This is a genomic window from Mesorhizobium sp. WSM2240 (assembly GCF_040438645.1).
Classification (GTDB): Bacteria; Pseudomonadota; Alphaproteobacteria; order Rhizobiales; family Rhizobiaceae; genus Allomesorhizobium.
This window is the reverse complement of record NZ_CP159253.1, coordinates 2,077,192-2,089,585: the sequence shown is the minus strand read 5'-3', so window position 1 is coordinate 2,089,585 and position 12,394 is coordinate 2,077,192. Positions and strand designations below refer to the sequence as shown.

The 12,394-nt window shown below is 61.9% G+C and carries 24 protein-coding genes; all 24 read right to left on the bottom strand.

The annotated features are described in order from the left end of the window. Positions 1-86: 86 nt before the first annotated feature. The 24 genes from ABVK50_RS10000 to rpsJ all read right to left on the bottom strand — a co-directional run bounded on the left by ABVK50_RS10000 (position 87) and on the right by rpsJ (position 12,356). Positions 87-680 carry a hypothetical protein gene (locus tag ABVK50_RS10000; protein ID WP_353641716.1) on the bottom strand — a complete coding sequence of 198 codons (594 nt, stop codon included), beginning with the start codon at positions 678-680 and terminating at the stop codon, positions 87-89. A gap of 37 nt (positions 681-717) precedes the next feature. Continuing rightward, complete coding sequence (locus ABVK50_RS09995; RefSeq protein WP_353641717.1) at positions 718-1,305, bottom strand: adenylate kinase; 588 nt, start codon at positions 1,303-1,305, stop codon at positions 718-720. Beyond that, positions 1,302-2,642, bottom strand: a complete 1,341-nt coding sequence (gene secY, locus ABVK50_RS09990; protein ID WP_353641718.1) for a preprotein translocase subunit SecY — start codon at positions 2,640-2,642, stop codon at positions 1,302-1,304. The genes ABVK50_RS09995 and secY overlap by 4 nt, the downstream gene beginning before the upstream one ends. A gap of 128 nt (positions 2,643-2,770) precedes the next feature. Then, positions 2,771-3,247, bottom strand: coding sequence for a 50S ribosomal protein L15 (gene rplO / locus ABVK50_RS09985; RefSeq protein WP_353641719.1), 477 nt, complete (start codon positions 3,245-3,247; stop codon positions 2,771-2,773). 22 nt (positions 3,248-3,269) lie between these two features. Next, positions 3,270-3,467, bottom strand: a complete 198-nt coding sequence (gene rpmD, locus ABVK50_RS09980; protein ID WP_008837731.1) for a 50S ribosomal protein L30 — start codon at positions 3,465-3,467, stop codon at positions 3,270-3,272. A 25-nt stretch (positions 3,468-3,492) separates the two neighbouring features. After that, positions 3,493-4,059, bottom strand: a complete 567-nt coding sequence (gene rpsE, locus ABVK50_RS09975; protein WP_008837730.1) for a 30S ribosomal protein S5 — start codon at positions 4,057-4,059, stop codon at positions 3,493-3,495. A 77-nt stretch (positions 4,060-4,136) separates the two neighbouring features. After that, complete coding sequence (gene rplR, locus ABVK50_RS09970) at positions 4,137-4,496, bottom strand: 50S ribosomal protein L18 (RefSeq protein ID WP_353641720.1); 360 nt, start codon at positions 4,494-4,496, stop codon at positions 4,137-4,139. Between the two features lie 80 nt (positions 4,497-4,576). Beyond that, a complete protein-coding gene (rplF, locus tag ABVK50_RS09965) occupies positions 4,577-5,110 on the bottom strand; it encodes a 50S ribosomal protein L6 (RefSeq protein ID WP_353641721.1) in 534 nt (177 codons plus the stop codon). 29 nt (positions 5,111-5,139) lie between these two features. Continuing rightward, positions 5,140-5,538 carry a 30S ribosomal protein S8 gene (gene rpsH / locus ABVK50_RS09960; protein WP_353641722.1) on the bottom strand — a complete coding sequence of 133 codons (399 nt, stop codon included), beginning with the start codon at positions 5,536-5,538 and terminating at the stop codon, positions 5,140-5,142. A gap of 12 nt (positions 5,539-5,550) precedes the next feature. After that, a complete protein-coding gene (gene rpsN, locus ABVK50_RS09955; RefSeq protein ID WP_353641723.1) occupies positions 5,551-5,856 on the bottom strand; it encodes a 30S ribosomal protein S14 in 306 nt (101 codons plus the stop codon). A 26-nt stretch (positions 5,857-5,882) separates the two neighbouring features. Then, the gene (gene rplE / locus ABVK50_RS09950; protein WP_008837725.1) at positions 5,883-6,440 is read right to left on the bottom strand and encodes a 50S ribosomal protein L5; all 558 of its coding nucleotides are present in this window, start codon (positions 6,438-6,440) and stop codon (positions 5,883-5,885) included. Then, positions 6,433-6,744 carry a 50S ribosomal protein L24 gene (gene rplX / locus ABVK50_RS09945; protein WP_353641724.1) on the bottom strand — a complete coding sequence of 104 codons (312 nt, stop codon included), beginning with the start codon at positions 6,742-6,744 and terminating at the stop codon, positions 6,433-6,435. The genes rplE and rplX overlap by 8 nt, the downstream gene beginning before the upstream one ends. 12 nt (positions 6,745-6,756) lie before the next feature. Beyond that, the gene (rplN, locus tag ABVK50_RS09940; RefSeq protein ID WP_353641725.1) at positions 6,757-7,125 is read right to left on the bottom strand and encodes a 50S ribosomal protein L14; all 369 of its coding nucleotides are present in this window, start codon (positions 7,123-7,125) and stop codon (positions 6,757-6,759) included. Positions 7,126-7,193: 68 nt separating this feature from the next. Next, positions 7,194-7,436 (bottom strand): 30S ribosomal protein S17, encoded by a 243-nt coding sequence (rpsQ, locus tag ABVK50_RS09935; RefSeq protein WP_008837723.1) that lies wholly within the window; start codon positions 7,434-7,436, stop codon positions 7,194-7,196. Positions 7,437-7,447: 11 nt separating this feature from the next. Further along, positions 7,448-7,648, bottom strand: a complete 201-nt coding sequence (rpmC, locus tag ABVK50_RS09930; protein ID WP_353641726.1) for a 50S ribosomal protein L29 — start codon at positions 7,646-7,648, stop codon at positions 7,448-7,450. Between the two features lie 14 nt (positions 7,649-7,662). Next, on the bottom strand, positions 7,663-8,076 hold the full coding sequence (gene rplP, locus ABVK50_RS09925) for a 50S ribosomal protein L16 (protein WP_353641727.1): 414 nt from the start codon (positions 8,074-8,076) through the stop codon (positions 7,663-7,665). Positions 8,077-8,104: 28 nt separating this feature from the next. Continuing rightward, positions 8,105-8,827, bottom strand: coding sequence for a 30S ribosomal protein S3 (gene rpsC / locus ABVK50_RS09920; protein WP_008837720.1), 723 nt, complete (start codon positions 8,825-8,827; stop codon positions 8,105-8,107). Next, positions 8,827-9,216 carry a 50S ribosomal protein L22 gene (gene rplV, locus ABVK50_RS09915; protein ID WP_008837719.1) on the bottom strand — a complete coding sequence of 130 codons (390 nt, stop codon included), beginning with the start codon at positions 9,214-9,216 and terminating at the stop codon, positions 8,827-8,829. Before rplV ends, rpsC begins: the two co-directional genes overlap by 1 nt. A 1-nt stretch (position 9,217) precedes the next feature. Beyond that, the gene (rpsS, locus tag ABVK50_RS09910) at positions 9,218-9,496 is read right to left on the bottom strand and encodes a 30S ribosomal protein S19 (protein ID WP_008837718.1); all 279 of its coding nucleotides are present in this window, start codon (positions 9,494-9,496) and stop codon (positions 9,218-9,220) included. A 16-nt stretch (positions 9,497-9,512) separates the two neighbouring features. After that, positions 9,513-10,346, bottom strand: coding sequence for a 50S ribosomal protein L2 (rplB, locus tag ABVK50_RS09905; protein WP_008837717.1), 834 nt, complete (start codon positions 10,344-10,346; stop codon positions 9,513-9,515). A gap of 19 nt (positions 10,347-10,365) precedes the next feature. Then, entirely contained in the window at positions 10,366-10,659 is a 294-nt protein-coding gene (locus tag ABVK50_RS09900) for a 50S ribosomal protein L23 (RefSeq protein ID WP_165028815.1), read from the bottom strand. Next, entirely contained in the window at positions 10,656-11,276 is a 621-nt protein-coding gene (rplD, locus tag ABVK50_RS09895; protein ID WP_165028818.1) for a 50S ribosomal protein L4, read from the bottom strand. Before rplD ends, ABVK50_RS09900 begins: the two co-directional genes overlap by 4 nt. After that, positions 11,276-11,989, bottom strand: coding sequence for a 50S ribosomal protein L3 (gene rplC, locus ABVK50_RS09890; RefSeq protein WP_165028820.1), 714 nt, complete (start codon positions 11,987-11,989; stop codon positions 11,276-11,278). The genes rplD and rplC overlap by 1 nt, the downstream gene beginning before the upstream one ends. Before the next feature lie 58 nt (positions 11,990-12,047). Further along, positions 12,048-12,356, bottom strand: a complete 309-nt coding sequence (gene rpsJ, locus ABVK50_RS09885) for a 30S ribosomal protein S10 (protein WP_006205468.1) — start codon at positions 12,354-12,356, stop codon at positions 12,048-12,050. Between the last annotated feature and the right edge of the window lie 38 nt (positions 12,357-12,394).

Here is a 12,394-nt window from a genome sequence, read left to right as displayed (position 1 = left end):
CAGCTACAGACCTGATTGGAATGTAGGCGGCACATAGTCGAGGAAACTGGAAAAGTCAATAAGGAAAGCCGCGCTGCCTGAATTCGTCAAAGATAGCCCGAAACGTCGCGGTCCATATTCGCGATCAGGAGCGGCCTGCTTACGATACTTTCTCGTTCATCCCTAAGCAGCGCGGCCTGGAAGTCATCAGTCTCCTGCTGAAACAGTCGGGATCTTGCTACCAGCAGATCCGTTAGATCGGGGACCCTGCTATCTGCACCAACTCTCTCTTGAACGAGATAATCGACATGGTCAAAATAGTTGACGACACATCCTTTCACATGCGCGTCGTCGCTCCTTGCCGAGTACCGCGTGAGGTGCAATGCGCAAATGAGGGCATTTTGGGCATAGACGACGAGCCGGCCATCTGATGTTCCGGGGCTATCCACATCTGGGATGTGCAACTCTAATTGCAATGCGTCCAGGGCCGATACGGTCGAGCCGACGCAGTATTGCGACCACAGGAACAGGATATGGTCCCGAAGAGGGAACAGCGCCCGGCCGGCGTTGTCCGCAAAAGCGTACCGGCTATAGAATGGCACGATTTTAGACACCAGCAGAAAGCAGGCTTCAGACTTGCGCCGAAAGGGTTTCGACGACGCTAGTTCACTCAACCGATCTATAGTCTCGAAGACCTGCATTCGGATCCGCTCGAGCGAGCAGTGGATGACTACTTACTTATTTCGGCCTTTTCAGCACCGCCTCGATCTCTTTCGTCACGCTGTCGATATCGGCCATGCCATCGACCTGCTCGAGCTGGCCCTTGGCGTAGTAGTAGCCGATCAGCGGCGCCGTCTTCTTGTAGTATTCGCGCAAGCGTTCCGGGAACACAACCGGATCGTCGTCCTTGCGCACCGGCTTGCCGGCGGCCTTGGTCTCTTCCGCCCGCTTGGCGATGCGGCCGACCAGCGCCTTGTCATCGACCACGAGTTCGATGACCGCGTCGAGCTTGAGCCGGCGCTGTTCGAGCATCTTTTCGACCGCGTCAGCCTGCACCAGCGTGCGCGGATAGCCGTCCAGGATAAAACCCTCGGCGCAGTCCTTCTGGTCGATGCGTTCGGCAACGATCGCGTTGACGATCTCATCGGAGACGAGTTCGCCGGCGTCCATCACGGCCTTGGCCTTCAGGCCGATCGGCGTCTGCGCCGCGACCGCCGCCCGCAGCATGTCACCGGTGGAAAGCTGAGGTATGCCGTGTTTTTCGACCAGTCTCTGTGCTTGCGTCCCCTTGCCCGCTCCCGGCGGTCCGAGCAATATCAACCTCATCTGCCTCTCTTGCCCCCGCGCAGCTTCGACTTCTTGATCAGTCCCTCATACTGGTGGGCAATCAGGTGACCCTGGATCTGCGCAACCGTATCCAGCGTTACACTGACCACGATCAGAAGCGAAGTGCCACCAAGGTAGAACGGCACGCCAGTGGCCGAGATCAGGAACTCGGGCAGCAGGCAGACGAGAACGAGGTAGATGGCGCCGACGACGGTTATGCGAGTCAGCACGTAGTCGATGTATTCAGCGGTACGCTCGCCCGGACGGTAGCCGGGAATGAAGCCGGAATGCTTCTTCAACTGATCGGCCGTGTCCTTCGGATTGAACACGATCGCCGTGTAGAAGAAGGCGAAGAAGGCGATCATGGCTGCGTAGAGCAGCATGTAAAGCGGCTGTCCGTGACCGAGGGCGGCAAGGATGGTGTTGGCCCAGCCCGGCATTGTTGTTGTTGCCGAGAATCCGGCGACGGTCGCCGGCAGGAGCAGCAGCGAGGAGGCGAAGATCGGCGGGATAACGCCGGCAGTGTTGAGCTTCAGCGGCAGGTGCGAGGTATCGCCCTGGAACATGCGGTTGCCGACCTGGCGCTTCGGATACTGGATCAAAAGCCGGCGCTGGGCGCGTTCGAAGAAGACGATGATCGCGATGACGGCGATGGCGAGCACGATGATCGCGAGAATCAGGCCGGTCGACAGCGCACCGGTGCGGCCGAGTTCCAGCGTTCCGCTAATCGCCGACGGCAGGCCGGCGACGATGCCGGCGAAGATGATCAGCGAAATGCCGTTGCCGATGCCGCGCGCGGTGATCTGCTCGCCGAGCCACATCAGGAACATGGTGCCGCCGACCAGCGTGATGACGGTGGAGGCGCGGAAAAACATACCGGGATCGGTGACAATGCCCGCGCCGCTCTCAAGCCCGACCGAGATGCCATAGGCCTGGACGATCGCGAGCAGCACAGTGCCGTAGCGCGTATATTGGTTGATGACCTTGCGGCCCTGCTCGCCTTCCTTCTTCAAGGCTTCGAGCGTGGGGATGACCGAAGTCATCAGCTGCATGATGATGGAAGCCGAGATGTAGGGCATGATGCCGAGCGCAAACAGCGCCATGCGCTCGACCGCGCCGCCGGCAAACATGTTGAACATGCCAAGCACGCCGCCTGACTGCTGCGTGAAGGCCTGAGCGAATGCGTCGGGATTGATGCCCGGAAGCGGAATATAAGTGCCGAGCCGGTAGACCAGGAGCGCGCCCAGAGTGAACCAGATGCGCTTCTTCAGGTCTTCGGCCTTGGCGAAGGCTGCGAAATTCAGATTGGATGCAAGTTGTTCAGCAGCCGATGCCATATGGAAGTCTCCGCTTCGTCACGCTCGAAAGCCCGAAGCCGGGCGGCACGTGTCAACGAAGCCACGAGATAGGCTCCGGACAGCAAAGATGCAAGCGGCCGCCACGGAGGCGGCCGCCTGTCAAAAGCTTATTCGGCTTCGGCGGCCTTTTCGGGCAGCTTCACGGAGCCGCCGGCCTTCTCGACCTTCTCGATCGCGGCCTTGGAAGCTCCGGCGACGTCGAAAGCCAGCTTGGCCTTCAGCTCGCCGTCGCTGAGCAGGCGCACACCGTCCTTGGGGCGGCGGATGACACCGGCCTTGACGAGCGCTTCGGCGTTCACGGTTGCCTTGGCGTCGAGCTTCTTGGCGTCGAGCGCCGTCTGGATGCGAGCCAGCGAGACGGTCACATAATCCTTGCGGAAGATGTTGTTGAAGCCGCGCTTCGGCAGGCGCCGGTAGAGCGGCATCTGGCCGCCCTCGAAGCCGTTGATGGCGACGCCGGAGCGCGCCTTCTGGCCCTTCACGCCGCGGCCGGCAGTCTTGCCGGAACCCGAGCCGATGCCGCGCCCGAGGCGCTTCTTCGAATGGGTCGCGCCCTCATTGTCGCGCAGATCGTTGAGTTTCATTGTCTTTCTCCTGCGCCCGGGCCTACTTTTCGTCGACGACGCGGACGAGATGCTGTACCGCCGCGATCATGCCGCGCACCGAAGGGGTGTCTTCGAGCGTGCGGCGGCGATGCATCTTGTTCAGGCCGAGGCCGACCAGCGTCGCGCGCTGTTCCTTCGGACGGCGGATCGGGCTGCCGATCTGCTCGACCGTAACGGTCTTGGTTGCTTTCTTTGCCATGGTCGTGATCCCTGAGCTCGAACGACTATTCCTCGGCCGCTACGGCAGTGCCGCGGCGCGCCTGGAGCGTCGAGTACTTGATGCCGCGCTGGGCCGCCACATCCTTCGGATGCATCTGGCTCTTCAGCGCATCGAACGTCGCGCGCACCATGTTGTACGGGTTCGACGAACCCATCGACTTGGCGACGACATCGTGCATGCCCAGCGTCTCGAAAACGGCGCGCATCGGACCGCCGGCGATGATGCCGGTACCGGCCTTGGCTGCGCGCAGCAGAACCTTGCCGGCGCCATGACGGCCTTCGACGTCGTGGTGCAGCGTACGGCCCGAGCGGAGCGGCACGAAGATCAGCTCGCGCTTGGCGGCCTCGGTCGCCTTGCGGATCGCCTCAGGCACTTCGCGAGCCTTGCCGTGGCCGAAGCCGACGCGGCCCTTCTGGTCGCCGACGACGACGAGAGCTGCAAAGCCGAAGCGCCGGCCGCCCTTGACGACCTTGGCGACGCGGTTGATGTGGACGAGCTTGTCGACGAATTCCGAGTCGCGCTCTTCGCGGTCACGACCGCCGCGGCGGTCATCCCTACGTTCTTGTGCCATTATCCTGTTCCTTATTTTTTTCCGGAAGCACGGTTTCTACAAAGATCCGGCATCACATTCGAACGCCGGGGCGAAAGTTAGAAGCTCAGGCCCGCTTCGCGGGCGGCATCGGCCAGCGCCTTGACGCGTCCGTGATAGATATATGGGCCGCGGTCGAACACGACATCCTTGATGCCGGCCTTCGTGGCGCGTTCGGCAAGCAGCTTGCCGACGGCCGCGGCGGCCGCAACGTCGGCGCCGGTCTTGAGCGCACCCTTCAGATCCTTCTCGAGCGTCGAAGCGGCAGCCACGGTGTGGCCCTTCGAATCATCGATGATCTGCGCGTGGATGTTCTTCGACGAGCGATAGACCGAAAGGCGCAGGCGATCGCCCGAAACCTTCTTGATCTGACGCCGCACGCGCATCGCGCGGCGCTGGGTGGATTCCTTGGAAGCCATGGTACTTATTCCCTGCCTTGTGAAACGGGCGCGGCCATATGCGGTAGGCGCAATGCCTCCCGCGACCACGCACCGTGGCGTTACTTCTTCTTGCCTTCTTTGCGGACGATCTTCTCGCCGGCGTACTTCACGCCCTTGCCCTTGTAGGGCTCGGGTCCGCGATACTTCCGGATTTCCGCCGCAACCTGGCCGACCGCCTGCTTGTCGATGCCTGCGACCACGATTTCGGTCGGCTTCGGCACGGTGATCGTGATGCCTTCGGGCGTCTGATAGACGACATCGTGGCTGAAGCCAAGCGCGAGCTGCAGGTTCTTGCCCTGCAGCGCCGCACGATAGCCGACGCCGCTGATCTCAAGCCGCTTTTCGAAGCCCTGCTTCACGCCCTCGACGATGTTGACGATCTGCGTGCGCGACATGCCCCACTTGGAGCGCGCGACCTTGCTCTGGTCGCGCGGCTGAACGGCGATCTCGCCATTCTCCATCTTGACCAGGACTTCGTCGTTGACCACGAACTTCAGTTCGCCCTTCGGACCCTTCGCCGTGACGGTCTGGCCGTCGACGGTAGCGGTCACGCCTTGCGGCAGCTGAACGGGTTTCTTGCCAATACGAGACATTTTCTTGTCCTTACTTCACGACCGCCAAATCAGAAAATCTGGCAGAGGATTTCGCCGCCGACATTCTGCTCGCGCGCTTCATGATCGGCCATCACGCCCTTCGGGGTCGAAAGGATCGAGATGCCGAGGCCGTTGGCGACCTGCGGGATCGACTTAACCGACACGTAGACGCGGCGACCGGGCTTCGAAACGCGGGCGATCTCGCGAATGACGGGGGCGCCGTCGAAATACTTCAGCTCGATCTCAATCTCGGACTTGCCGTTGTCGAAGTCGGTCTGCGTATAGTCGCGGATATAGCCTTCGCTTTTCAGAACGTCGAGAACGCGGGCGCGCAGACGCGAAGCCGGCGTCGAAACCTTGGACTTCTTGCGGCCATAGGCGTTGCGGATGCGGGTCAGCATATCGCCGAGAGGATCACTCAATGACATGTTATGTCCTCCTTACCAGCTCGACTTGACGAGACCGGGCACAGCGCCCAGCGAGCCAAGTTCACGAAGCGCGATGCGCGACATCTTCAGTTTGCGATAGTAGGCGCGCGGACGGCCGGTAACTTCGCAGCGATTGCGGATACGGATCTTGGCCGAGTTGCGCGGCATCGCCGCGAGCTTCAGCTGCGCCCGGAAACGCTCCTCGATCGGGACGTTCTTGTCCATGATCGTCGCCTTGAGGGCCTTGCGCTTCGCGGCCTTCTGGTCGACGAGCCGGCGGCGCCTGTTGTTCTTCTCGACTGAGCTGGTCTTTGCCATTTCAGATTTTCCTTTGCTCGCTGCCGTTACTGGCGGAAGGGGAAGTTGAAAGCCTTGAGCAGCGCCCGGGCTTCGTCGTCCGTCTTCGCAGTCGTACAAACGATGATGTCCATGCCCCAGATCTGATCAACCTTGTCGTAGTTGATCTCCGGAAACACGATGTGTTCCTTGATGCCCATGGCATAGTTGCCGCGGCCATCGAAGCTCTTGGGGTTCAGGCCGCGGAAGTCGCGAACGCGCGGCAGCGCGATGTTGACCAAGCGATCCAGGAACTCGTACATGCGCTCCTTGCGAAGCGTCACCTTGGTGCCGATCGGCATCTTCTCGCGGACCTTGAAGCCGGCGATCGAATTGCGAGCGTAGGTGATGACCGGCTTCTGACCGGCGATCAGCGCCAGGTCGGCAGCCGCAACGGAAGGCTTCTTGGAATCCGCAGTCGCCTCGCCGACGCCCATGTTGAGCACGATCTTGTCGAGGCGCGGGACCTCCATCTCGTTCTCATACTTGAACTCTTCGAGCAGCGCCTTGCGGATGGTCTCGTTATAGACCGTCTTCAGGCGGGCCTGATATTCTGCCTTAGCCATTGATCACTTCTCCCGAGCGCTTTGCCACGCGCACCTTCTTGCCGTCCTGGATCTGGAAACCGACGCGGGTCGGCTTGCCATCCTTGGGGTCGGCCAGCGCGATGTTCGACAAATGGATCGGCGCTTCCTTCGTAATGATCCCACCCTCTTGGGTCTGGGATTGTTTCTGGTGGCGGCGCACCATGTTGACGCCGCGAACGACGGCCTTGTCGTCCTTCGGTGCTACGCTGAGCACCTCGCCGGTACGGCCCTTGTCCTTGCCGGCCAGGACGACGACCTTGTCGCCTTTGCGAATCTTCTGCATTTTTCCGGCTCCTTACAGCACTTCAGGCGCGAGCGAGATGATCTTCATGTGGTTCCTGGCGCGCAGTTCGCGCGGAACCGGGCCGAAGATGCGCGTGCCGATCGGCTCTTTCTTGTTGTCGACAAGAACGGCCGCGTTCTTGTCGAAACGGATCACGCTGCCGTCCGGGCGGCGGATGTCCTTGGCCGTGCGAACCACGACCGCCTTCATCACATCGCCCTTCTTAACGCGGCCGCGCGGGATGGCTTCCTTGATCGACACCACGATGATGTCGCCGACGGAAGCGTATTTCCGCTTCGAACCGCCCAGCACCTTGATGCACATGACACGACGGGCGCCGGAATTATCCGCGACGTCGAGGTTTGTTTGCATCTGAATCATGACTGGCCGCCTTCTTTATTCGTGGACAGTGGCGTCATGCGCCCTGCCCGGCTTGTCCAAAAATTTCGTTATTGAGCCTGGGCTTCGGTGATGACGACCCAGCGCTTGTCCTTGGAGATCGGAGCCGACTCCTGGATGAAGACCTGGTCGCCTACCTTGCACGCGTTGTTCTCGTCATGCGCCTTGTACTTCTTGGTCTGGCGCACGGTCTTCTTCATCACGGGATGCGTGAAGCGCCGTTCGACCTTGACGACGACCGTCTTCTCGTTCTTGTCGCTGACGACGGTGCCCTGCAGAATGCGCTTTGGCATGTTTTTCGTCCTTAAGCCTTCTTGCCGGCCGATTTTTCGGCGGCGATGGTCTTGATGCGCGCAATGTCCCTGCGGACCTGCTTGACGCGCGCGGTCTTCTCGAGCTGGCCGGTCGCCTTCTGGAAGCGCAGATTGAACTGCTCCTTCTTCAGCGAGGCCAGTTCGTCGGTGAGCTGGTCCTGGGTCTTGGTCCTGACGTCAGAGGCTTTCATGATCAGCCCTTCCCTTATTCTGCGATGCGCTGAACGAAGCGCGTCTTGACCGAGAGCTTGGCCGCGCCGAGACGCAGCGCCTCGCGGGCGATTTCCTCGGAGACGCCGTCGATCTCGAACATGATGCGGCCCGGCTTGACGCGGCACGCCCAGAAATCGACCGCGCCCTTGCCCTTGCCCATGCGGACTTCGGTCGGCTTGGAGGTCACCGGCACATCCGGGAACACACGGATCCAGACGCGGCCCTGGCGCTTCATCTCGCGGGTGATCGCGCGGCGGGCCGCCTCGATCTGGCGCGCGGTGACGCGATCCGGCTCCATCGCCTTCAGACCAAAGCCGCCAAAATCCAGATTGGTGCCGCCCTTGGCAAGCCCGTGGATGCGGCCCTTGAACTGCTTGCGGAACTTTGTGCGCTTTGGCTGCAGCATCGTTCTTTACTCCAAATCCTAATGCTTATCAGGCGTTTTCGCGGCGGCGGCTGCGCTCGCCCCGGTCGCCTGCATGCGAATGATCGCCTTCGGTGGCGCGGCGCTCCGAAGCCATCGGGTCGTGCTCGAGGATCTCGCCCTTGAACACCCAGACCTTGACGCCGCAGATGCCGTAGGCGGTCTGCGCTTCGGCGGTTCCGTAATCGACATCGGCGCGCAGCGTGTGCAGCGGCACGCGGCCCTCGCGGTACCACTCCATGCGCGCGATTTCAGCGCCGCCGAGACGGCCCGAGCAGTTGATGCGGATGCCTTCGGCGCCGAGACGCATGGCCGACTGCACGGCGCGCTTCATGGCGCGGCGGAACGCGATGCGGCGCTCGAGCTGCTGGGCGATGGACTGCGCGACCAGGATGGCGTCGATCTCGGGCTTGCGCACCTCGACGATGTTCAGGTGCGTCTCCGACTTCGTCATCTCCATCAGCTTCTTGCGAAGCTTCTCGATGTCGGCGCCCTTCTTGCCGATGATCAGGCCAGGGCGGGCGGCATGGATGGTGACGCGGCACTTCTTGTGCGGACGCTCGATGACGACCTTGGAGATCGCGGCCTGCTTAAGCTCGTTCTTCAGGTACTCACGGATCTTGATGTCTTCATGCAACAGCTTGCCGTACTCGCCGGTGTTTGCGTACCAGCGCGAGTCCCAGGTGCGGTTGATGCCGAGGCGGAAACCGATCGGATTGATTTTCTGACCCATCAGGCGGCCTCCCCTTTCTCTTCGACTTCACGAACGACGATCGTGAGGTGCGAAAACGGCTTTTCGATCCGGCTGGCGCGGCCGCGGCCACGGGCATGGAAACGCTTCATGACAATCGACTTTCCGACATAGGCTTCCGCCACCACGAGGGCGTCGACGTCGAGGTCGTGATTGTTCTCGGCATTGGCGATCGCCGATTCCAGCGTCTTCTTGACGGTGCCGGAAATGCGCTTGCGCGAAAATTCGAGATCCGACAGCGCAGTCGCCACCTTCTTGCCGCGGATAAGCGCGGCAACGAGGTTCAGCTTCTGCGGGCTGATGCGGATGGTGCGGAGAACCGCGCGCGCCTCGTTGTCAGCAAGCCTGCGCGGAGCTTTGGCCTTGCCCATGTTACTTCCTCTTCGCTTTCTTGTCCGCGCCGTGACCGTAATAGGTCCGGGTCGGGGCGAATTCGCCGAACTTGTGGCCGACCATGTCTTCCGACACGGAGACCGGGATGTGCTTCTGGCCGTTGTAGACGCCGAAGGTCAGGCCGACGAACTGCGGCAGAATGGTAGAGCGGCGGCTCCACATCTTGATCACTTCACTACGGCCGCCTTCGCGCACCTTCTCGGCTTTCTTCAAGAGAAAGCCGTCGATGAACGGGCCTTTCCAAACTGAACGGGTCACTTCCGCCTACCTCTCTTTAGCTCTTGCGCTGATGACGCGAGCGCAGGATGAACTTGTCGGTCGCCTTGTTGGACCGCGTCTTCTTGCCCTTGGTCGGCTTGCCCCACGGCGACACCGGATTGCGTCCGCCGGAGGTGCGGCCTTCGCCGCCGCCATGCGGGTGATCGACCGGGTTCATGGTCACGCCGCGATTGTGTGGGCGCTTGCCGAGCCAGACCTTGCGGCCGGCCTTGCCGAGATTGATGTTGGCGTGGTCCGGATTGGAGACCGCGCCGACGGTGGCGATGCACAAGCCGCTGACGACGCGCTGCTCGCCCGAATTGAGGCGCAGGATCGCCATGCCCTGGTCACGGCCAACGAGCTGGGCGTATGAACCGGCCGAACGCGCGATCTGGCCGCCCTTGCCGGGCTTCAGCTCGACATTGTGGACGATCGTGCCGACCGGCATGGCCGAAAGCGGCATCGCATTGCCCGGCTTCACGTCGACCGCCTCGCCGGCGATGATCTTGTCGCCGACGGCCAGACGCTGCGGCGCCAGGATGTAGTTCAGCTCGCCGTCATCATACTTGACCAGCGCGATGAAGGCGGTGCGGTTCGGGTCGTACTCGATCCGCTCGACCGTCGCCTGCATATCGAACTTGCGGCGCTTGAAGTCGATGATGCGATACGAACGCTTGTGGCCGCCGCCGATGAAGCGGGCGGTGATGCGGCCGTAATTGTTGCGGCCGCCCGACTTGGTCAGACCTTCCGTCAGGCCCTTGACCGGCTTGCCCTTGTAGAGGGCCGAGCGGTCGACGAGAACCAGCTGACGAAGGCTGGGCGTTACCGGTTTGAAATTCTTCAATGCCATTTTACTGTCCTCGCGCCTCTCAGAGACCCGTAGCGACGTCGATCGACTGGCCTTCGGCCAGCGTCACAACCGCCTTCTTCACATCGCTCTGCCGGCCTGCCGTGCCGCGGAAACGCTTCACCTTGCCCTTGCGGATCAGGGTGTTGACGGCCGTCACCTTGACGCTGAACAGCGCCTCGATGGCAGCCTTGATTTCCGGCTTCGTCGCCTTCTTGGCGACGTTGAACACGACCTGGTTCTGTTCGGAAGCCATGGTCGACTTTTCGGTGATCGCCGGGCTGACGATCACGTCGTAGTGGCGGAGATCCGTCATTTGAAGCGCTCCTCGAGGGCCTCGACGGCGGCCTTGGAAAGGACCAGCGTGCCGCGGCGCAGAATGTCGTAGACGTTGATGCCCTGGATCGGCAGCACGTCGATGTTCGGGATGTTCGTGGCCGCGCGCTTGAAGTTAACGTCAAGCTCGGCGCCGCCGATCATCAGTGCGTTGGTCAGGCCGAGCTTCTCGAAGTTTGCCACCAGCGCCTTCGTCTTGGCTTCGGTCAGCTTCAGATCATCGACGATGATCAGGCTGGACGACTTGGCCTTGGCCGACAGCGCATGCTTCAGGCCGAGAGCGCGGACCTTCTTGGGAAGGTCGTGCTCATGGCTGCGAACGACCGGGCCGTGAGCCTTGCCGCCGCCGCGGAACTGCGGAGCGCGAGCCGAATGGTGACGGGCGCGGCCCGTACCCTTCTGCTTGTACATCTTGGCGCCGGTGCGCGCGATTTCGGCGCGGCCTTTGGTCTTGTGCGTGCCCTGCTGCTTCTTGGCGAGCTGCCAGCGCACGACGCGCTGCAGGATGTCCTCGCGCGGGTCAAGGCCGAAAATCTCTTCCGAGAGCTTGACCTTGCCGGCGTCTTCGCCGCCAAGCGTTGAAATCTTGAGATCCATTATTCCGCTCCCTCATTGGCCGGAGCTGCGCTCTTGGCCGCGGCGCGAATGCCGGCGGGCCTCGGCGCGTTTTCAGGCAACGCTTCCTTGACGGCGTCGCGAACCAGGATCCACGCGCCCTTCGAACCCGGAACCGCACCGCGGATCAGGATCAGGCCACGGTCCGTATCGGTCGAAACGACCTCGACATTCTGGGTGGTCACGCGGGTCGAGCCCATGTGGCCGGCCATCTTCTTGCCCTTGAACACCTTGCCCGGGTCCTGGCGCTGGCCGGTCGAGCCGTGCGTGCGGTGCGACACCGAGTTACCGTGGGTCGCGCGTCCACCACCGAAATTGTGGCGTTTGATGACGCCCTGGAAGCCCTTGCCGATCGTGGTGCCGGTCACGTCGACCTTCTGGCCGGGCACATAGTGCTCGACCGTGATCTCGGCGCCGATGTCGAGCATGTTTTCATCGGAGACGCGGAATTCCGCGACCTTCGACTTCGGCTCGACCGAGGCGGCGGCGAAATGGCCGCGCATCGACTTCGACGTGTTCTTGACCTTGGCCAGACCAACGCCGAGCTGGACGGCGGTGTAGCCGTTCTTCTCTTTCGTGCGCTGAGCCACGACCTGGCAGTTCTCCATGCGGAGAACAGTGACCGGAACATGCTCGCCGGCGTCGTTGTAGACGCGGGTCATGCCCAACTTCTGTGCTATAACACCTGAACGCATCGGTTCGTTTTCCTTCAGAGGAGCCTTTGGGTCTTCGCCCGCCGGCTCATGTCAGCTCTCAGAGCTTGATTTCGACATCGACGCCGGCTGCGAGATCGAGCTTCATCAGCGCATCGACCGTCTGGGGCGTCGGGTCCACGATATCGAGCAGCCGCTTGTGCGTGCGCATCTCGAACTGCTCACGGCTCTTCTTGTCGACATGCGGCGAGCGGTTGACCGTGAATTTCTCGATCCGCGTCGGCAGCGGAATGGGGCCGCGGACGTTGGCGCCGGTGCGCTTTGCCGTCGACACGATCTCGCGCGTCGAGGCATCGAGCACCCGGTGGTCAAACGCTTTCAGGCGTATGCGGATATTCTGGCCGTTCATTCGTCTTTTCCTTGTTCTGGCGCGGCGCGGGCGAAGTC